We start from the raw sequence: 18,433 nt of genomic DNA, 5'->3' as shown, positions 1-18,433 counted from the left end.
GATGCCGGTCAAGGTTCTGGTGGTGGATGATTCCGGGTTTTTCCGACGCCGGATTGCGGAGATCCTGAACGCGGATATCGGGATCGAGGTCGTGGGTACGGCCGAGGATGGCCAGAAGGCGGTCGACGCCGTGAAGGAACTGGACCCGGATGTCGTGACCATGGACATCGAGATGCCGGTGATGGACGGCATCACGGCGGTCCGCAAGATCATGGCCGACCATCCGCGACCGATCCTGATGTTCTCCAGCCTGACCACCGAGGGTGCCCAGGCAACCCTGGACGCGCTGGAGGCCGGTGCGGTCGACTTTCTGCCCAAACGCTTCTCCGACATGGCCGGGGACGAAGACAGTGCGCGTGCCCTGCTGCGCCGGCGGGTCCGCAGCCTGGCACGCAGCCGCGCTCGTTCCTCCAGCGCGCCGGGAGGGGACCGGCCGAAAACCGAGGCACCGGTCTCGGAACGCCGTCAGGCGGCGGACCGCAAGGCGAGCGAAACCGCGCGCGAGACCCCCAAGCCGCCGGTGGCCCGTCCGCCGGCACCGCTCAGCTCCCTGCGCGCGGTGCTGATCGGGACCTCCACCGGCGGGCCGGTGGCGTTGCAGGAGGTGCTCAAGCACCTGCCGGCGAACTTTCCGCTCCCGGTGGTGCTGGTCCAGCACATGCCGGCAAGCTTCACCCCGGCGTTCGCCGAACGACTGGACGCGATCTGCCCGATCCGCATCAAGCAGGCGGTGGACGGCGACTTCCTGCGTCCGGGCACGGCTCTGCTGGCCCCCGGTGGCCAGCAGCTGACGCTGGAACGCGGTTCCCAGACCCGCGTGCGGGTGACCGAGAGTCCGGCGGGCACCATCTACAAGCCGAGCGTGGACGCGGCCTTCGAATCGGCCGTCGATGCGCTGCGCGGCCAGGTCCTGGCCGTCATCCTGACCGGCATGGGGGCGGACGGCCGCGAGGGCGTGCGCGCGCTGAAGGGTTGCGGGGCCCAGGTGTGGTCACAGGATGCGGCGACCTCGGTGGTGTACGGCATGCCGGCGGCCGTCGCGGAGGCCGGATTGACGGACCACGTGTATCCGTTGCCGGAGATTGGGCCGGCACTGGTCAAGGGGTTCTGCTGACGTGGATATCCTGAGCCTCATCGGGATTCTCCTGGGGCTCGTTGCGGTGCTGGGCGGCAGCATCGCCAAGGGTAGCGGGATCGGTGCGCTGTGGAATGCCGCGGCGTTCATCATCGTGGTGCTGGGCACCCTCGGCGCGACGCTGGTGCAGGCGCGCCTGGGAGTCTTCATGCACGGCATGAAGATGCTGCCGTGGGTCTTTCGTCCGCCGGCGATCGACAACGCCGCGATGATTCGCCGCGTGGTGGAATGGTCGAACATCGCGCGCAAGGAAGGACTTCTCGGACTGGAGAGCGTAGCCGAAGAGGAACGCGACCCGTTCGCCCGCAAGGGGCTGCAGCTGCTGGTGGACGGAACCGAGCCGCAGGTGATCCGGCAGATCCTGGAATCCGACGTGGACAACCGCGAGGCCTTCGATCTGCAGGGCGCCAAGGTCTTCGAGAGCATGGGGGTGTATGCGCCCACGCTCGGCATCGTGGGCGCGGTCATGGGGCTGATGGCCGTGATGCAGAACCTGACCGATCCGGATCGCCTGGGCGCCGGGATCGCGGCCGCGTTCGTGGCCACGGTCTACGGGATCGCTTCGGCGAATCTGCTGTTCCTGCCGGTGGCCAACAAGCTGAAGGCACTGGTGCAGGAACGCTCCCGTCACCAGGAGATGCTGATGGAGGGTCTGATCGCGATCGCGGAGGGAGAGAACCCCCGCAATATCGAGAGCAAGCTCGGCGGCTACGTGCACGGGTAGGACGAACATGGCCCGGCGCAAACATCAGGAGGAGGAAGCCAACCACGAAGCCTGGGCGATCCCCTACGGCGACCTCGTGACGCTGCTGCTCGCATTTTTCGTGGTGATGTATGCGATCTCCTCGGTCGACGAAGGCAAGTACCGGGTGCTGTCCGACTCACTGGTGGAAGCCTTCGGGACCCCGGGGCAGCTGGAGCCGATCCAGGTCGGCGATCCCGGTGTGGTCGCGCCACCGTCGGACGCGGACGTACCGCGTTCGCTGGCGCCCATCGACATCCGGCCGGGGCTGCTGGACGAGGGCCCGCAAGCTCTGGACCGGGCGGCCTCGGGTCTGTTCGAGGAGCGCGGTGACGAAGATCTGCAGGGCCTGCTGGACGAGATCGCCGAGGTCGCCGCCGAGATCGAATCGGCGATGGCACCGATGATCGAGGACGGGCAGGTGGACGTGACGCGGGACACCTACTGGCTGGAGATCGAGATCACCAGCCAGTTGCTGTTCCCCAGCGGCGAGGCCACTTTGAACCCGGACGCGGAGCCCGTGCTGGAAGATATCGCGGGGGTGCTGGCGCCGCGCGCGGCGCGCATTCACGTCGAGGGGCATACCGACAATGTGCCGATTACCACCGCGGTCTATCCTTCCAACTGGGAACTGTCCGCCGCGCGGGCGGCCACAGTGGTCAGGATGTTCGAACAACAGGGCATGGACCCGGCCGACATGGTGGCGCTGGGGCACGGGGAATATCGACCGGTGGCGGACAACGAGACCGCGGCCGGGCGGGCGGAAAACCGCCGGGTGGCGATCGTGGTGCTGCCCGGGGCTCCCCCGCGCGAAGACGGACAACGGGAACCGGAACAGCTGCGCGACGAATTGCCGTCGCCGTAGCCACGAGAGGACGTCGCATGAAGATCTGGGCAGTGGCCAACCAGAAGGGCGGGGTGGGCAAGACCACCACGACGGTGACCCTGGGCGGACTGCTGTCCGGTCCGGACCAGCGTGTGCTGCTGGTGGACATGGACCCTCACGGCTCGCTCACCGCGTATTTCGGACACGACCCCGAGACCGCGACGCGTGGCGTGTACGAACTGTTCAATCAGGCGGTGGAAGGCGAGCGTCCGGACCCGGCCGGGCTGATACGCGAGACACCGTTCCCGGGACTGGATCTGCTGACCGCGAGTACCGCGCTGGCGACGCTTGACCGTCAGCTCGGTACGCGGGGCGGCATGGGGCTGGTGCTGCGCCATGCCCTGGAGGGCGTGCAGGACGACTACGACTATGTCCTGATGGATTGCCCGCCGATGCTGGGCGTGCTGATGGTGAACGCCCTGGCGGCCTGCGACGAACTGCTGGTCCCGGTACAGACGGAATTCCTCGCCCTGAAGGGGCTGGAGCGCATGATCAACACCCTGACGATGGTCCAGAAATCGCGCAAGGCACAGCTGAACTACCGCATCATCCCGACCCTGTTCGACCGGCGAACCCGCGCGGCGCACGAGGCGCTGGCCGAGTTGCGGCGGCAGTACGGCGACGAGGTCTGGTCCGGGGTGATTCCGGTGGATACCAAGTTCCGTGATGCCTCCAGCGCAGGACAGCCGCTGTGCTTCATGATCCCGGATGCCCGCGGCGTGCTGGCCTATGCCGACCTGCTGGAAACCATCGGCGGACGGCTGCCCCGGACCCATGGGGAGAGGAGACAGGCAAAATGAGCCGTCACCGGCAACAGAACGGGCCGCTGCTCGCCGAGCCACAGGCCCTCGAGGACTACTTCGGCGACCTGCTGGATGCGCCGGAGCCGGCCCCCGCCGAGCAGAAGGAGGAACGGACCGCGCAGGATTCGCGTACACCGGTGGCCGAGGCACCGGCCGGCCCGCGCAGCCTGATGCGCGACGACATCCTGGAGCCGGTGGACACCCCGGTGGAGGTTCCGGCGAGCGAACCGGCGCCGGTTTCCGGCCCCGCCGCACCGCCGCCGGAAACTCCCGTGGGTCCGACGTATCCCCGGCCGGAGAAACCATTCTCGGCCCTGGTGATCGAAGCCGGGCCACTGACCCTGCTGGCCCCCCTGGTGGACCTCGGAGGCGTGACACCGCTGGATCAGCTGAACATCCGCCCGACGCCGGCGCATTCCCCCTGGTATCTGGGGATCGCGGACAGCAAGCAGGGGCGGGTGCAGTTGATCGACCTGGCCGCCATCGTGACGCCGTCGGACCGGGAGTACGAACCGGATACCGCGCGTCAGGTGGTCTTCCTCGCGAACTCGCGCTTCGCGCTGGCCTGCCGGGCGATCCACGGGACCCGCACGATCGATCCCGAGCAGTTGCGCTGGCGCAGCGAACGGCGCCGGCTGCCGTGGCTGGCGGGCGTGGATCGCGAGAAGATGGCGACCCTGCTGGACCTGACGGCGTTGCACGGCAGTCTCGAGGCCGGGGACTGGGAGTCCGGTCAGCAGTGAACCACCGGCCGGACCAGGTGGCATTCAAGCCGCCAGGACGTCGGCCGTTACATTGAAAAAGAATCCATGTTGCGTGTCCGTCCCGGCGGACACGACCGCTCCAAGAGGATGAGCATGAGCGCACAAGACGTTGAATCCATGGCCAAGGCCGATACCGCTCCGTACGTGACCTTCAGCCTGGCCGACGAGACCTACGCCATCGACGTGCTCCAGGTCCAGGAGGTGCTGAAGGTGTCGGACATCGCGCCGGTACCCGGCGTACCGGATTACATCCTCGGCATCATCAACCTGCGCGGCAACGTGGTCACGGTGATTGATGCGCGTCGGCGCATGGGGCTGGAAGACCGCGAGCCGGACGATGCCTCGCGCATCGTGATCATCGACGTGGACGATCAGAACGTGGGGATCCTGGTGGATTCGGTGTCCGAGGTGGTGCGGATTTCGCCCGACAGCGTGGAGGCGGCGCCGGAGGTCGGCAACGACGAAAGCAGCCGTTTCATCCAGGGCGTAACCAGTACCGAAGCGGGTCTGACCATCCTGGTCGACCTGAACAAGCTCCTCTCCGACGAGGAGTGGGCGCAGCTGCGGGAGCTGTAGCCCGGCGCTGGCTTCGCCCGGTCGGGCGGGACGGCGCACCGATGCACGGGCAGACCGTGCGGGAGGTAAAAAAATGGTGGACGAGCTCCAGCACGACCGTTCCGTACGGCCGCTTTACCCGGTCCTCAGGCCACCTCGCGACGTGCGTCCGGTGCACACCAGTGTGGCCGGCCACGCCCTCAGCGACGACCATGATCGCGACCCGATCCTGCGCCCCGGGATCCCCCCGGCCCAGCAGAAACCGCCACGCCTGGCCGAACGCGAACGGCGCCGGGGCGGGCGGATCGACGAATACGCCTGATTGCCGTCGCATCGCATCTCCGGACTGGCCTCGGACCGTGACTTCACGCGACAATCGGGCCAGCCAACGGGGAGCACGGGTTGATGGGAGAGAATCTACTGGTCTGGCTTGCGGCGGGGATCGCGCTGCTGGCCACCATCGTGGCGGGATTCGCCGTTGCGCTGGTGCTGCTGCTGCGGCGGCAGCTCACGGCTCTGCGGCAGGACTACCAGCGCCAGGCGACCTCCCTGATGGCCCTGCAGGGGGCGATGAAGGTCCTGTCCGAGGGGGTGATCAATCACGGTCAGGCGCAGGCTTCGGTACAGCGGGCGCTGGAACGCCTGCACGACCAGCACACCGAGCTGCGTGCGCGTGACCCGGACCAGGGGTCGTACGAGAAAGCCATCCAGCTGGTCCGCGAGGGTTATCCGCGCGAGGAAGTCCGCCGGCTCTGCAGCCTGACCGCCGCGGAACTGGACCTGATCTACAGCCTGCACGGTGCCGGGAGCGCGCGTGACGACGACTGACGGGGGCTGATCAGGATCGTCCGAGGTCCTCCGGCGTGATCCCCGCCAGCAGGAACACGAAGGCCAGTACCTCCGCCACGGCAACGTAAAGCTCCTCGGGGATCTCCTCGCCCAGCGGCACCTGGGCCAGGGCTTCGGTCAGGGCGGTGTCATGATGCAGCGGGATATCGTGTTCCTCGGCGATCCGGAGGATCTCCTCCGCGGTCACTCCGGCGCCCGACGCGGTGATGCGCGGTGCCTGCCGGCGATCCCACTCCAGGGCGACGGCCCGGTCATGCCCCGGTGCCCCCGTGGCCCCGCCCGTTCGCCTGTCGCGGCCACGGGTCATGCTTGTTCGTCCAGCATGCCGTGCGCCCGGTCCGGCCGGGCCTGCGGATCGGTATCCACGTCGCCCTGGCGCACCGCAAGACTCGCCGGTTCCAGGTCGCGCGCGGCCAGGTTGTCGCGCAGGGACCCCTGGCCGGCCTGCAGGCGTTCCACGGTCTCCGCACGTTCGGCGGTAAAATGTACGTGCAGTTGTCCGGCCCGTGAATGCAGCACGATGAGGGTCGGACCCAGGGCCGGCAGATCGAGGGTCAGGTGACAGCGCCAGTCGCCTTCGGTGGCCCCGTCGTGCTCGCCGGCGTGTCGTTCGATCTCGCCATGCAGGCCCTGTACCCCCTGCGGGGTGCGAAACGGCAGTTCGAACAGCCAGCGCTGAGGATCCGCTCCGTCGCCGGTGGCCTGCAGCTGGAGACTGGCGAGGCGAGCCAGCATGCCCTCCAGCAGCGGGCCCGTCCCGCCCGCGGGGGCCGACCCGGCACCGCCGCCCGGGCCGGTACCGGGCATCTGCCGCAGGGCGTCGGCCGCCCGCAGCAGCCGGGCCTTGAGGTCGCCCGACACGTTCGGGCCCGCGCTGCCCGGTGTGCCGGACTGGGCCAGCATGGACTCCAGCCACACCCCGGAGGCACGCGTCGCCTGCTGCAGCCCTTCGGGGCGGGTCAGGCCGGAGGCGTCGGGGAGACCGCGCACCAGGGCGTCGATGCGCGTCGAGGCCGTGTCGGCGCGGGGGTCCGGAGGCGTTGCCGCGGCGGAGAGGGCCTGCAGCGTTGGCGCCAGGGCGCGCGCCGCGGGCAGGGTCCGGCGCAGCAAGGCCCCCAGGCGATCCGTCTCCGCCGGCGACCCGGTCCCGATGCCCGGTGAACCCGCGGCCGGCAGGAGCCGCACTTCCAGCGAGGGCGAGCTGCGCGTGACCTCGGCCATCAGGCGCTGGCCGCTTTCGGCACGGGCAGCCAGCGCCTCGGACATCGCGCCGGCCAGCCGAGCGACCATCACGCCGGGGCGATCGCCACTACCACCGCTACCACCCCCGGTGGCGGGCACTTGCAGCCGGACGTTGCCGTCCGCCAGGCGCTCGATCATGCGGACCTCCATCCGCTGTCCAACGGCGGCCAGCGGATCGCGGACCCCGCCGGCACGCGCACCGTCCGCGGAGGCGGGGAGGGGTAGCAGAGGACGCGAGCCGGTGAAATCGCCCATGGGAACGCTCTTCTCGCTGGAATGCCGGATCAGCATGGCACAAAGCCCGGCTCGGGCGGAATCTCGGGCACGAGCATGCCTGCTTGTCACAAGGGCCGCGGCCGGGCAGGCTCCTGCCGCGTCGAGTCATTTATTCATCAACAGAGGAAACAACACATGTCCAAGCTGCGTGTACTCATGGTCTGCATGGGTAACATCTGTCGTTCGCCGATGGCACATGGCGTATTCGAACAGCGCCTGCGCGAGCGCGGGCTGGAGAACGTGATCGAAGTCGATTCCGCCGGGACCCATGGCTATCACATCGGCTCCGGGCCGGATCCCCGGGCGCGCGATGAAGCCCGGGGCCGCGGCTACGACATCAGCCACCTGCGCGCGCGTCAGCTGGAACGCGAAGACTTCGATGAATTCGACTACATCCTGGTAATGGACGAGGCGAACGAGCGGATTGCTCGCCAGTTGCAGGGCAAGGATACGCGCGCGCGCCTGCAACGCTTCCCCGAGTACGCCGTGAACCGGCCGGAAACCGAGGTCCCGGACCCGTATTACGGTGGAGGGGAGGGGTTCGTCCATGTGATGGACCTGGTCGAGGCGGCCGCGGACGGCCTGCTCGCGCACTTCGAACGCGAGCACGGCATCAGGCCGCGGAAGGGATCCACTGGCTGACCGGGAATCCCGCCTCCACAGGTACATGCCTGCGGGGACGGGATTCATGGAACCAGCCCTCAGTCCTTCTTCGACCCGGAACCGTCTGCGTCCGTCTCGCCGCCGGTGTCTGCGGGCGCGCTGTCCGCGGGCTTGCTGTCCCCGGCGTCCGCCGCCGGGCTGGCGTCGGAGGCCTCGCTCGCGGGTGCGCTCTTGCGGGACCGGGTCGAGCTCGTGCGGCGACGGCGGCTGGACGGGGCCGTGCTGGCCTCCGGGGATTCGTCGGATGATCCGGCTTCGGGCGCGGATGCGGAAGCCGCGTCGCTGGCGGGCTCCGTCACCGGCTCCGCGCTGCCCTCGTCACTCGTATCGCCCTCCGCCTTTTGCGCGGCCCGCGAACGTCCGCGGCTGCCGGAGGAACGCCGCCGACGGCTGCTGCTTCCACCCGCGTCTTCGCCGGTGTCATCGCTGGCCGCCTCCGGAGCCTGCTCCGCCTGTGCCTCGGCAGGGGCCTGGTTGTCCGCGTCCCCTTCGCTGGCGGCGGATTCCTTCTTTTTCGCCGGCTTGCGGGTGCGGGGCTTCCGCCCGCCGGATGCCGATGCCGCCTCGCTGTCTTCCTGCGAGGGGCTTGCCTCCGGAGCTTCGGCGTCCGGCGCGGCGGCTGGCGCCGGTTCGGCGTCGGAGCGGACCGGGGTGGTGGCCTGCGATTCGGATTCGCTGCTGTCGGCTGTGGGCTCGCCGGAGTCGGTGCCGCTGGAGTCGGTGGCGTTGGCGTCCTGGTCGTCACGGGGCTCCTGGCTGTCCGCTGCCGCGTCGCTGCTGCGGGCACGGCCGCCGCGACGCCGGCCACCACGGCGGGAACGCCGGCTGCGGGTCCGCCCCTTGCCGTCATCCCCGCTGTCCTCGCCGCTACCGGAGGTCTCCGGCGCACGATCCGCGGCTTCCTGTGTGGTGGCCTCTACGGGCGTATCCGCGCTGGTTTCGGCCGTCTTCGGGCCTTCATTCGCGCCTTCAGGGGCGGTCTTGTCTTCGCTTTTGTCTTCACCCTTGCGGGACTTGTCGGCGCCGCCGGCCTTGCCGGAACGCCCGCCGCCAGCGGACTTGCCCTTGCCTTCGCCGGCCTCGCCGGTCTTCTCCTTGCGCGGCTTGTCATCACCTTCGGGCTTGCCGCCGTTCCGGCCGCCACCCTTGCCGGTGCGCGTTTCCTCCCCGGACTTGTCGGGTTTGTCGGACTTGCGGGACTTGTCACCCTTGCCGCCGCGGGAACGGCGGCTGCCATTGCCACCGCTGTCGCCGCTCCTGTCGCCGGACTTGCGGTTGCGATCCGGCCCGCGCTCGCCACCCTTGCCACGGCGCCGGCCACGCGCTTCGCCCTCTGCCGGCGTGTCCGCTTCGGTCGGCGTGCCGGCGGTGCTGGCCGGGGGACGGCTGTTGGGGAACAGCGCGGACCAGATGCGTCCGAAGAAGCCAGGCTGGGCCACCGGTTCCGGCGGCGGCCCGGCCGGAGCGGAGGGGCCCGCGCCGGTCGGCGGCGCGGCCGGGGACTCCGGCGGTGGTGCGGATACCCTGACGCCCTGAACCAGCGGCTTTTCCGGCTTCTGCCGACGCTCCTGGTGCGGGTCCGGGTCTTCCTCCACGATCTCCACCAGCTGGTGGCTGCTGCGATCGCTGACCACGTCCTCGCGTTCGTCGCCGCGCACGCGCTGCACGGTGAAATGCGGGGTAAAGAACTGCGGGTTGGGGATGATGCTGATCTCGACCCCGTGACGCTCTTCGATCTCGCCGATGGCCTGGCGCTTCTCGTTGAGCAGGAAGGTGCCCACGTCCACCGGGACCTGGGCCAGGACCAGGCCCGTACGGTCCTTCATGCCTTCCTCCTCCATCAGGCGCAGGATGGACAGCGCCATGGATTCCACGCTGCGGATCTGGCCGTGGCCGTGGCAGCGCGGGCAGGTGATCTGACTGGATTCGCCCAGCGAGGAGCGCAACCGCTGGCGCGACATCTCCAGCAGCCCGAAGCGGCTGATGCGGCCGACCTGGACCCGCGCGCGATCCATCTCCAGCGCCTCGCGCAGGCGGTTCTCGACCTCGCGCTGATGCTTGTTGGCGCTCATGTCGATGAAGTCGATGACGATCAGGCCGCCGAGATCACGGATCCGCAGCTGCCGCGCGACTTCCTCGGCCGCTTCCAGGTTGGTGTGGAAGGCCGTCTCCTCGATGTCGCCGCCCTTGGTCGAGCGCGCCGAGTTGACGTCGATGGAGATCAGCGCCTCGGTATGGTCGATCACCAGGGCACCGCCGGAGGGCAGCTGCACCTCGCGGTCAAAGGCACTCTCGATCTGGCTTTCGATCTGGTAGCGGTTGAACAGCGGGACCGGGTCGGTGTAGTGCTTCAGCTTGCGCAGGCTGTTGGGCATGACCATGCGCACGAACTCGTCGGCCTGTTCGTAGATGGTGTCATCGTCGATGATCACCTCGCCGACATCGGTGCGCATGTGGTCGCGCAGGGCACGGATGATGACGTTGCTTTCCTGGTGGATCAGGGCAGGGGCCCGGGCCTTTTTCGAGGCCTCGGTCACCGCCGACCACAGCGCTGTCATGTAATCGAGGTCCCACTGGAGCTCTTCGGTGCTGCGGCCGACACCGGCGGTGCGGGCAATCAGGCCCATCTCTTCGGGGATGTTCAGGCCCGACAGGGCCTCGCGCAGTTCGGCCCGGTCCTCGCCCTCGATCCGGCGCGAGACGCCGCCGGCCTTCGGGTTGTTGGGCATCAGGACCAGGTAGCGCCCGGCCAGGCTGATGAAGGTCGTGAGCGCCGCACCCTTGGTGCCACGCTCTTCCTTTTCGACCTGGACCAGGATTTCCAGGCCTTCCTTCAGGAACTCGCGGACGGGCTTGTCGCTGTCGGCCGGTGCTCCCACCGCCGAATGCGCGATTTCCTTGAACGGCAGGAAGCCGTGGCGGTCAGCCCCGAAGTTGACGAAGGCCGCTTCGAGGCTGGGCTCGACGCGGGTGATCTTCGCCTTGTAGATGTTGGCTTTCTTGCGCTCGCGCGAGGGAAGTTCGATGTCGAGGTCGTACAGCCGCTGGCCGTCGACCATGGCGACGCGCAGCTCTTCCGGCTGCGTTGCGTTGATCAGGATGCGTTTCATGCGATGGACTCGTTGGGGCGTCCCGCTGCTCCCCGACAGGGCCGGTCGGGCGGGCGGTGACCGTGCGGCACGGATGCTGTGCTGAAAGAGTGCGCGCAGGGGCGGCGCGTAGCGTGAGCCAGCGCGCCAGCCAGGTATTCACCAGCAGCCACGGGATCAGCCGTCCTTCTGGACAGCGACCGGGGAAGCAGGACTGGGTTAAAAGAAATAGTGTCACGCGTTCGCTCTTGGCGAGGGCCGTCCGGCCCCGGCGCCTGAGGCGCGGGCCGGAGCGGTGGATGATTCGTGGCGGCGTACGCCCGAAACGGGGTACCGCCAGCGGGCAATGTAGGATACAAGGCCCTGCCGCGGCAAGTTTTTTGCTACTTTATGATGACGGACGGCAGGATCCGTTCTGTTCCCCGGGTGAGATCGTCGCGGCGTCGGCAAGCACGGCGCGCATGGCCGCGGGCAGGGGACTGCGGTAGCATTCCGCGCATGAAATCCCGATCTTCCGACGCCGGCGCTTCCGGCCCCCGCGAGCTGGTGGTGGGCGAGCGCGCCGACGGCCAGCGTCTCGACAATTTCCTGTTGCGCGAACTCAAGGGCGTGCCACGGAGTCTGCTCTACCGGCTGATCCGCAAGGGGGCCATCCGCGTGGACGGCCGGCGGGTCAGCGCGCGCCAGCGCCTGGCCACGGGCTCGAAGGTCCGCGTGCCGGACCTCGAGCGTCCGCAGGAGACCGGGACCCCGGATGTGCCGCCGAAGGTGCTGGAACGCCTGCGCGGGGCGATCCTGTTCGAGGACGACGACTACCTGGTGCTGGACAAGCCCTCGGGTCTGGCGGTGCACGGGGGCAGCGGTCTGCCGTTCGGGATCATCGAGGCGATGCGGGTGTTGCGGCCGGATGCGTCGCTGGAACTGGGTCACCGCCTGGACCGCGAGACCTCCGGGTGTCTGGTGCTGGCCAAGGGGCGCGAGCCGCTGCAGGCCCTGCACGAAGCCCTGCGCGACGGGCGCGTGGACAAGCGTTACCTGGCGTTGCTGGTCGGCCGCTGGAAAGATGATCAGCCCATCCATTGCGATGCCCCGCTGAGCGCGGATCGCGGCGACGACGGGCGCCGTCGCATGTCCGCGGCGGGCGACACCGGCGGACGCCAGCGCGCGGCGAACAGCGTGTTCGTGCCGCTGGAAGCCCATGGCGCCTTTCAGCTGGCCGAGGTCCGCATCGGCACCGGACGGACCCACCAGATCCGGGTGCATGGCCGCGAGATCGGTCATCCGGTCGCGGGCGATCATGAGTACGGCCTGCCGGATGCCAATCGCAGGCTGCGTCAGCTGGGCCTCGAACGCCTGTTCCTGCATGCCCAGGCGCTGCGCTTCGAGGACGGAAGGGGCGAGGAGCGGATCTTTTCCGCTCCCATGCCGGACGAACTGCAGCAGGTGCTGGAAAATCTGGACACGGCGGACACGACGACATGAAGGCAACGGGCACGGATACGCAGGTGGCATTGCTTCCGCCCGACACCGGGGAGCTCCGCCTGGTGGTCTTCGACTGGGACGGGACGCTGATGGACTCGCCGCGGCGCATCATCCATTGCCTGCGCCGCGCGGCCCGCGAGCACGGCCTTCCCGAGCGCGAGGAAAGCGCGCTGCGTGGCATCATCGGGCTGGGGGTGCAGGCGGCGGTACGTCAGCTCCATCCCGAACTGGACGATGCCGGGATACAGGCGTTCGCCGCGAGCTACCGCCAGTGTTACCTGGAGGCCACGGATGCCCCGGACGAGCCGCTTTACGCCGGCGTGGAGGCGCTGCTGGAGGACCTGGACCGGCGCGAGATCCTGCTGGCGGTGGCCACGAGCAAATCCCGCGCCGGGCTCGACCGGACGCTGGCGGCCAGTGGACTGGGCCCCCGCTTCGTGGCCACCGTGACCAGTGACGAGCAGCCGTCCAAGCCCGGCCCCGCGATGCTGGAGGACCTGTTGCGGCGTACCGGGGTCGCCCGCGAGCGGGCGCTGATGGTGGGCGACAGCATCTACGATCTGCAGATGGCGCGGGCGGCCGGGGTACGGGCAGTGGGGATCACCCACGGGGCCCACTCGGATGCGCGCCTCGCCGCCGAGGAACCGGCGGCGCTGGTGCCGGACATTCCCGCGCTGCACCGCCGACTGATGGAACCGTGACGGACCGCGGCTAGAAGAGGACGAACGAGATGGGATGGTCGAAAGACGACAAGCCGGGCTGGGAACGTGAAACCCTGGAGAACCTGGTCCAGGCGCAGGTCATCGAACAGCGCCGCGCGCGCCGCTGGGGCATCTTTTTCAAGATCCTGCTGTTCGCCTATCTGTTCGCCCTGCTGATCCTGGTGCGGGGCGACGGCTTCGACAGCTGGTTCGAAACCGACAGGAAACCCTCGGAACACGTGGCCGTGGTGGACGTGGACGGCATGATCGCGGCCTCGGCCCGCGCCAATGCGGAGGACCTTACCCGGACGCTCAAGCGGGCGTTCGAGGATGACGGCACGCAGGCGGTGATGCTGCGCATCAACTCCGGTGGCGGCAGTCCGGTGCAGGCCGGGATCATCCACGACGAACTGCTGCGCCTGAAGGAGGAACACGAAGACATCCCCCTGTACGCGGTGATCGGGGACATCGGGGCTTCGGGCGCGTATTACATCGCGGTAGCGGCCGACGAGATCTACGCCGACCGCGCCAGCCTGGTGGGCTCCATCGGCGTGCGTCTGGACAGCTTTGGCGTGGTGGACCTGATCGACAACATCGGTGTCGAGCGCCGGCTGTTCACCGCGGGCGAGAACAAGGCCTTCCTCGATCCGTTCCTGCCGCTGGAGCCGGACCATGTGGATCACATGGAAGGCCTGATCACGGACGTCCATCAGCAGTTCATTGATGTGGTCCGTGCCGGACGCGGCGAACGTCTGGCCGAAGACGCCGATATTTTCAACGGGCTCACCTGGACCGGCGAACGGTCCGTGGAGCTCGGGCTGACCGACGGTCTCGGCAATCCGCGCAGCGTGGCTCGCGACGTCATCGGTATCGAGGAAATGGTGGAATTCCGTCCGCGCCGCACGCCCATCCAGCTGTTCCTGGAGGACCTGGGCACGGTGGTGATGCAGCAGGTGCTGAATCTGGAATCCACGCCTCAGTGGCGATGAGCCGGTGAGCCGGAACCCGGCAGGGGCTGGGCCGCCCCGCGGACTCCATGTCCGGCGGGCGCGCGCCTCAGTCGCTGGTGTCGATGCGCGTGACGCGCGCGATCATGCCGACGACCGGGTGATCAAGATAGAACAGGTCGTCACCCGAGTTCATCCGCTGATGCCCCCGGACGGCGATGGCGGTATCCCCGGCGGTCGCGTCATGGAAGATCAGGTCGGTCTCCAGATGCAGGAAACGACCGACCCAGACCCGCAGGCGGCCTTCCAGTTCGTGACGTTCCTCTGCCGGTTCCTGCAGGATCGGTGAGACCGGACCACGATCGTCGTACAGCGGCGTGCGGCGGTCGAGCGAGCGTCCCTCACTTACCGTCAGCCACGGCGTGGAGGCATGGTCCCGGCCGCGCTGGTCCCACGCGAGGGTGGCAATCAGGCGGCTGTCGCGATCGTCCTCGATGCGCCGGACCACATGGCCGAGGTCGAAGCCCCGGCGCGAACGCCGGTAGGTCCCTTCGCCGATCGGGCCGGAGCCGGGAGACGGCTGCAACGCGGCCCCCGTCGTTTCCAGCAACCGGCGGCTTTCTTCGGTCAGGTGCTGGAAGATCACCAGCTCGATGCGGTACTCACGCCCGACCTGGGCCAGCGCCGGAGTGGCGGGCACCAGCCAGGGCAGGGCCACCAGCGCGCCCAGCAGCCGGCGCCGACCGGGGCTGTGCGGACCGGACCGGACGTCGGTCGACGGGGACTCGCGATGTTTGCGTGACATTCAGGCCGCCTCCTGGTTGCGGCTGATGGTGTTCAACAGGCGGTGAACCGCCTCGGTTCGGGCTTCCAGCGTCTCCATGCTGCCATGGAAGTGGAAGGCCTTCTGTCCGTCCAGACGATACCCCTGCGGGTCCGACTGCACCAGTTCTACCAGGGCGCCGATGTCCAGATCGGGATCCGTTCCAAAGACCAGGCGACCGCCGGCCGGCCCCATCTCCAGCTTGCGGATGCCCAGAGGGGTCAGCCGCAGGCGCAGCTGCGCCGCAGCGAACAGGGTGCGCGCGGCATCCGGCAGCAGACCGAAGCGGTCGACCAGCTCCACTTCCAGATCGCGCAGGGCTTCCTCGGAATCGGCGTTGCTGATGCGCTTGTACAGGATCAGGCGGGTGTGCACGTCGGGGACGTATTCGTCCGGCAGCAGCGCCGGCATTCCCAGCTCGACCTCGGTGCCGGCGGGCTCGGGGGCCTCCAGCTCGGGCATCTTGCCGGAGCGCAGGGCGTTCACCGCGCGGTTGAGGAGGTCGTTGTACATGTTGAAACCGACCTCGGTGATCTGCCCGCTCTGTTCGTCGCCCAGCAGCTCCCCGGCGCCGCGGATCTCCAGGTCGTGCGAGGCGAGGGTGAAGCCGACCCCCAGGTCCTCCAGCGAGGCGATCGCCTCCAGACGCTTCTTCGCGTCCGCGGTGAGGCTCTTCCACGGCGGGGTCAGGAGATAGGCGTAGGCGCGATGATGCGAGCGGCCGACGCGGCCGCGCAGCTGGTGCATCTGCGCCAGACCCAGCTTGTCGGCGCGGTTCATCACGATGGTGTTGGCGGTGGGCACGTCGATCCCGGTCTCGATGATGGTGGAGCAGACCAGGATGTTGTAGCGACGGTGATAGAAATCGAGCATCACCTGTTCCAGCTCGCTCTCGCGCATCTGGCCATGCGCCACGCCGACCCGCGCGCCGGGCAGCAGTTCGCGCACCTGCGCGGCGGTCTTGTCGATGGTGTTGACCTCGTTGTGCACGAAGTACACCTGTCCGCCGCGCCGGATCTCGCGCAAGCAGGCCTCCTGGATGACCGCGTCGTTCCATTCGTTGACGAAGGTCTTCACCGCCAGGCGCTCGCGCGGCGGGGTGGTGATGACCGACAGGTCGCGCAGGCCGGCCAGCGCCATGTTGAGCGTGCGCGGTATCGGCGTGGCGGTCATGGTCAGCATGTCCACCTGCGCGCGCAGCTTCTTCAGGGCCTCCTTGTGGCGCACGCCGAAGCGCTGTTCCTCGTCGACGATCACCAGCCCGAGGTTCTCGATCTTCAGATCCTTCTGCAGCAGCTTGTGAGTGCCGATGACGATGTCGACCTTCCCTTCGCGCAGGCCCTCGAGCACGGCTTCCTGCTGTTTGGCCGAGCGGAACCGCGACAGCGATTCGATCTGCACCGGCCAGTCGGCGAAGCGGTCGATAAAGTTCTGGTGATGCTGCTGCGCGAGAAGAGTGGTGGGCACCAGCACCACCACCTGCTTGTGGTTCTGCACCGCGACGAAGGCGGCACGCATCGCCACTTCGGTCTTGCCGAAGCCCACGTCGCCGCAGATCACCCGGTCCATCGGTTGATCCGCAGCCATGTCGGACAGCACCGCATCGATCGCCTGCTGCTGGTCGAGGGTCTCCTCGAACGGGAAGCCGGCGGCGAAGGCGTGATATTCGGGGGTCTCGGTCTCGAACACCGTGCCCTGCGTCGCGGCCCGGCGGGCATGGATATCCAGCAGCTCCGCGGCCACGTCACGCGCCTTCTCCGCGGCCTTGCGCCGGGCCTTGCTCCATTGCTCGCTGCCGAGGCGGTGCAGCGGGGCGTGTTCGGCATCGGCCCCGGCGTAACGGCTGATCAGGTGCAGCGAGGAGACCGGCACGTACAGGCGCGCGCCATCGGCATACTCGAGGGTGAGGAATTCGGAGGGCTGGCCGTTGATCTCCATGGTCTGCAGGCCCAGATAACGGCCCACGCCCTGTTCCTCGTGCACCACCGGGGCGCCAATGGTCAGGTCGGAGAGGTTCTGGATCACCGCGTCCGCGTCGCGGGTAGGGCGCGCCCGCCGCCGGGTCTGGCGTGCGCGCTCGCCCATCAGGGCGGATTCGGGGACCACGATACGGTCATCCGGCAGCCGGAATCCTGCCGCCAGTGTACCGACGGTCACGTGCAGCCCCGGTTCGCTCGCGAGGAAGTCCTCCCAGCCAGCCACCGCATGATGGTCCAGGCCGTGATCCCGCAGCAGGGTCAGCAGGGCCTCGCGGCGTCCGGCGGACTCGGTGGTCACCAGCACACGCGGGCCTCCGGAGAGCACGTCCTGCAGCCGCCGCGCCGGGTCGTCGCGGGCGGGTTCCAGGGCCATGTCGGGGTGATCCTCGCACTGGAATCTCACCTCGCGCCCGCGCCCGGCGGGCAGGGGAGCGGGGTTGGCTCCCAGGGCGAGCCCGGACGTGTCCCCCAGTGCTCCGGCCAGCGCCTCGGGGTTGAGATACAGCTCGTCCGGAGGGAGCAGGGGCCGGTCCACCTGATGACGCAGCTGGTCATAGCGCTGGAAGACCTCGTCGGCGAACTGTCCGGCCGCTGTGGCGATGTCGCCCACCTGCACCACGCGGGCCTGCGGGCAGTAGTCGAACACCGTATCCAGCGCTTCGAAGAACAGCGGCAGATAGGATTCGATGCCCGGCGGCACAAGTCCTTCCGAGATGTCGCGATAGATCGGGTGGCTGCCGGGATCACCTTCGAAACGGGTGCGGTAGCGGCTGCGAAATTCCCGGATCGCCTCTTCATGCAGCGGAAATTCGTGGCTGGGCAGGATCTCGAGGCGCTCGGTGGTCTCGGTGGAGCGCTGGGATTCCGGGTCGAAATGGCGCAGCGAGTCGATCTCGTCGTCGAGGAACTCGATGCGCACCGGCTGTTCCGCGCCCATCGGGAACAGATCCAGGATCTCCCCGCGTACCGCGAATTCGCCGTGGCCGATCACCTGCTGTACCGGGTTGTAGCCCGCCTGAACCAGGTCCTCGCGCAGCTGCATGCGGTCGAGACGCTGACCCTTGCGCAGCGCGATGCCCTGTTCCGCCAGCCACTGGCGCGGGGGCAGGCGCTGCATCAGGGTGGCGACCGGCATCAGGATGATGCCGCGCTCCAGACCCGGCAGACGGTACAGGGTGCGCAGCCGCTCGGAGATGATGTCCTCGTGGGGCGAGAACACATCGAACGGCAGGGTCTCCCAGTCCGGCAGGCGCAGCAGAGGGATATCCCGCCCCGCGGTAAAGAACGACCATTCCTCTTCCCACTGGTCCGCGGCCTCGTTGGACTCGGTGATGACCAGTAGCGGATGAGGGAAATCCTGCACTGCCTGCCCCAGTGCCAGCGTGCTGGCACTGGGGCCCAGGCCGGTCCAGGTCTCGAACCCGGAGCGGGGAAGGCGGCCGGGATTCAGGGGGTTGCGCAGTTCTTCGGACATGCGGTGTGAAGCTTTCGGAATGG

At 68.5% G+C, this 18,433-nt stretch carries 17 protein-coding genes; 12 read left to right on the top strand and 5 right to left on the bottom strand.

What is annotated here, in order from left to right; all coding sequences use genetic code 11:
- Position 1: 1 nt before the first annotated feature.
- The 8 genes from D893_RS03045 to D893_RS03010 all read left to right on the top strand — a co-directional run bounded on the left by D893_RS03045 (position 2) and on the right by D893_RS03010 (position 5,713).
- Positions 2–1,114, top strand: coding sequence for a chemotaxis response regulator protein-glutamate methylesterase (locus D893_RS03045; protein WP_110619115.1), 1,113 nt, complete (start codon positions 2–4; stop codon positions 1,112–1,114).
- A 1-nt stretch (position 1,115) separates the two neighbouring features.
- On the top strand, positions 1,116–1,859 hold the full coding sequence (locus tag D893_RS03040; protein WP_018869469.1) for a flagellar motor protein: 744 nt from the start codon (positions 1,116–1,118) through the stop codon (positions 1,857–1,859).
- Positions 1,860–1,866: 7 nt separating this feature from the next.
- Entirely contained in the window at positions 1,867–2,742 is an 876-nt protein-coding gene (motD, locus tag D893_RS03035; protein ID WP_018945954.1) for a flagellar motor protein MotD, read from the top strand.
- Positions 2,743–2,759: 17 nt separating this feature from the next.
- The gene (locus D893_RS03030; RefSeq protein ID WP_018869467.1) at positions 2,760–3,563 is read left to right on the top strand and encodes a ParA family protein; all 804 of its coding nucleotides are present in this window, start codon (positions 2,760–2,762) and stop codon (positions 3,561–3,563) included.
- Positions 3,560–4,309 carry a chemotaxis protein CheW gene (locus tag D893_RS03025; protein WP_110619114.1) on the top strand — a complete coding sequence of 250 codons (750 nt, stop codon included), beginning with the start codon at positions 3,560–3,562 and terminating at the stop codon, positions 4,307–4,309. The genes D893_RS03030 and D893_RS03025 overlap by 4 nt, the downstream gene beginning before the upstream one ends.
- Positions 4,310–4,447: 138 nt before the next feature.
- The gene (locus D893_RS03020) at positions 4,448–4,906 is read left to right on the top strand and encodes a chemotaxis protein CheW (RefSeq protein WP_018869465.1); all 459 of its coding nucleotides are present in this window, start codon (positions 4,448–4,450) and stop codon (positions 4,904–4,906) included.
- A 73-nt stretch (positions 4,907–4,979) separates the two neighbouring features.
- Positions 4,980–5,207 (top strand): hypothetical protein, encoded by a 228-nt coding sequence (locus tag D893_RS03015; RefSeq protein ID WP_018869464.1) that lies wholly within the window; start codon positions 4,980–4,982, stop codon positions 5,205–5,207.
- Positions 5,208–5,290: 83 nt separating this feature from the next.
- On the top strand, positions 5,291–5,713 hold the full coding sequence (locus D893_RS03010) for a DUF2802 domain-containing protein (RefSeq protein ID WP_018869463.1): 423 nt from the start codon (positions 5,291–5,293) through the stop codon (positions 5,711–5,713).
- Positions 5,714–5,723: 10 nt separating this feature from the next.
- Here D893_RS03010 and D893_RS03005 read toward each other — a convergent pair whose 3' ends face one another.
- A complete protein-coding gene (locus D893_RS03005) occupies positions 5,724–6,041 on the bottom strand; it encodes an EscU/YscU/HrcU family type III secretion system export apparatus switch protein (protein ID WP_018945956.1) in 318 nt (105 codons plus the stop codon).
- On the bottom strand, positions 6,038–7,231 hold the full coding sequence (locus D893_RS03000) for a flagellar hook-length control protein FliK (protein WP_110619127.1): 1,194 nt from the start codon (positions 7,229–7,231) through the stop codon (positions 6,038–6,040). The genes D893_RS03005 and D893_RS03000 overlap by 4 nt, the downstream gene beginning before the upstream one ends.
- Positions 7,232–7,387: 156 nt before the next feature.
- Here D893_RS03000 and D893_RS02995 point away from each other — a divergent pair, with 156 nt between their 5' ends.
- On the top strand, positions 7,388–7,894 hold the full coding sequence (locus D893_RS02995; RefSeq protein ID WP_110619113.1) for a low molecular weight protein-tyrosine-phosphatase: 507 nt from the start codon (positions 7,388–7,390) through the stop codon (positions 7,892–7,894).
- A 59-nt stretch (positions 7,895–7,953) separates the two neighbouring features.
- Here D893_RS02995 and D893_RS02990 read toward each other — a convergent pair whose 3' ends face one another.
- Positions 7,954–11,025: an Rne/Rng family ribonuclease gene (locus tag D893_RS02990; RefSeq protein ID WP_110619112.1), complete on the bottom strand. Its 3,072-nt coding sequence runs from the start codon at positions 11,023–11,025 to the stop codon at positions 7,954–7,956.
- 477 nt (positions 11,026–11,502) lie between these two features.
- On the opposite strand from D893_RS02990, the gene D893_RS02985 reads away from it, so the two are divergent.
- From D893_RS02985 to D893_RS02975, 3 genes are read left to right on the top strand one after another with little or no spacing between them, the layout of a single operon-like run.
- Positions 11,503–12,486, top strand: coding sequence for an RluA family pseudouridine synthase (locus D893_RS02985; RefSeq protein WP_110619111.1), 984 nt, complete (start codon positions 11,503–11,505; stop codon positions 12,484–12,486).
- A complete protein-coding gene (locus D893_RS02980) occupies positions 12,483–13,187 on the top strand; it encodes an HAD-IA family hydrolase (RefSeq protein ID WP_018945961.1) in 705 nt (234 codons plus the stop codon). The genes D893_RS02985 and D893_RS02980 overlap by 4 nt, the downstream gene beginning before the upstream one ends.
- Before the next feature lie 29 nt (positions 13,188–13,216).
- Positions 13,217–14,176: a S49 family peptidase gene (locus D893_RS02975; RefSeq protein WP_110619110.1), complete on the top strand. Its 960-nt coding sequence runs from the start codon at positions 13,217–13,219 to the stop codon at positions 14,174–14,176.
- A 67-nt stretch (positions 14,177–14,243) separates the two neighbouring features.
- On the opposite strand, the gene D893_RS02970 is transcribed toward D893_RS02975, so the two are convergent.
- Positions 14,244–14,939 carry a CsiV family protein gene (locus D893_RS02970; protein ID WP_110619109.1) on the bottom strand — a complete coding sequence of 232 codons (696 nt, stop codon included), beginning with the start codon at positions 14,937–14,939 and terminating at the stop codon, positions 14,244–14,246.
- Positions 14,940–18,410 (bottom strand): transcription-repair coupling factor, encoded by a 3,471-nt coding sequence (gene mfd / locus D893_RS02965; protein WP_110619108.1) that lies wholly within the window; start codon positions 18,408–18,410, stop codon positions 14,940–14,942.
- Positions 18,411–18,433 lie beyond the last annotated feature (23 nt).

Source organism: Thioalkalivibrio sp. ALE21 (assembly GCF_003208255.1).
GTDB lineage: Bacteria > Pseudomonadota > Gammaproteobacteria > Ectothiorhodospirales > Ectothiorhodospiraceae > Thioalkalivibrio > Thioalkalivibrio halophilus.
Note: the sequence above shows the minus strand (reverse complement) of the source record. Positions and strands in the feature narration are given on the sequence as shown.

What these genes read in the sequence shown, in the direction of transcription:
- D893_RS02985 (WP_110619111.1), top strand. Translation starts at nt 11,503, where the DNA reads ATGAAATCCCGATCTTCCGACGCCGGCGCTTCCGGCCCCCGCGAGCTG.
- D893_RS03000 (WP_110619127.1), bottom strand. Translation starts at nt 7,231, where the DNA reads ATGGGCGATTTCACCGGCTCGCGTCCTCTGCTACCCCTCCCCGCCTCC.
- D893_RS03030 (WP_018869467.1), top strand. Translation starts at nt 2,760, where the DNA reads ATGAAGATCTGGGCAGTGGCCAACCAGAAGGGCGGGGTGGGCAAGACC.
- D893_RS02990 (WP_110619112.1), bottom strand. Translation starts at nt 11,025, where the DNA reads ATGAAACGCATCCTGATCAACGCAACGCAGCCGGAAGAGCTGCGCGTC.
- D893_RS03020 (WP_018869465.1), top strand. Translation starts at nt 4,448, where the DNA reads ATGGCCAAGGCCGATACCGCTCCGTACGTGACCTTCAGCCTGGCCGAC.
- D893_RS02975 (WP_110619110.1), top strand. Translation starts at nt 13,217, where the DNA reads ATGGGATGGTCGAAAGACGACAAGCCGGGCTGGGAACGTGAAACCCTG.
- D893_RS02980 (WP_018945961.1), top strand. Translation starts at nt 12,483, where the DNA reads ATGAAGGCAACGGGCACGGATACGCAGGTGGCATTGCTTCCGCCCGAC.
- D893_RS03045 (WP_110619115.1), top strand. Translation starts at nt 2, where the DNA reads ATGCCGGTCAAGGTTCTGGTGGTGGATGATTCCGGGTTTTTCCGACGC.
- motD (WP_018945954.1), top strand. Translation starts at nt 1,867, where the DNA reads ATGGCCCGGCGCAAACATCAGGAGGAGGAAGCCAACCACGAAGCCTGG.
- D893_RS03005 (WP_018945956.1), bottom strand. Translation starts at nt 6,041, where the DNA reads ATGACCCGTGGCCGCGACAGGCGAACGGGCGGGGCCACGGGGGCACCG.
- D893_RS03015 (WP_018869464.1), top strand. Translation starts at nt 4,980, where the DNA reads ATGGTGGACGAGCTCCAGCACGACCGTTCCGTACGGCCGCTTTACCCG.
- D893_RS02970 (WP_110619109.1), bottom strand. Translation starts at nt 14,939, where the DNA reads ATGTCACGCAAACATCGCGAGTCCCCGTCGACCGACGTCCGGTCCGGT.
- mfd (WP_110619108.1), bottom strand. Translation starts at nt 18,410, where the DNA reads ATGTCCGAAGAACTGCGCAACCCCCTGAATCCCGGCCGCCTTCCCCGC.
- D893_RS02995 (WP_110619113.1), top strand. Translation starts at nt 7,388, where the DNA reads ATGTCCAAGCTGCGTGTACTCATGGTCTGCATGGGTAACATCTGTCGT.
- D893_RS03025 (WP_110619114.1), top strand. Translation starts at nt 3,560, where the DNA reads ATGAGCCGTCACCGGCAACAGAACGGGCCGCTGCTCGCCGAGCCACAG.
- D893_RS03010 (WP_018869463.1), top strand. Translation starts at nt 5,291, where the DNA reads ATGGGAGAGAATCTACTGGTCTGGCTTGCGGCGGGGATCGCGCTGCTG.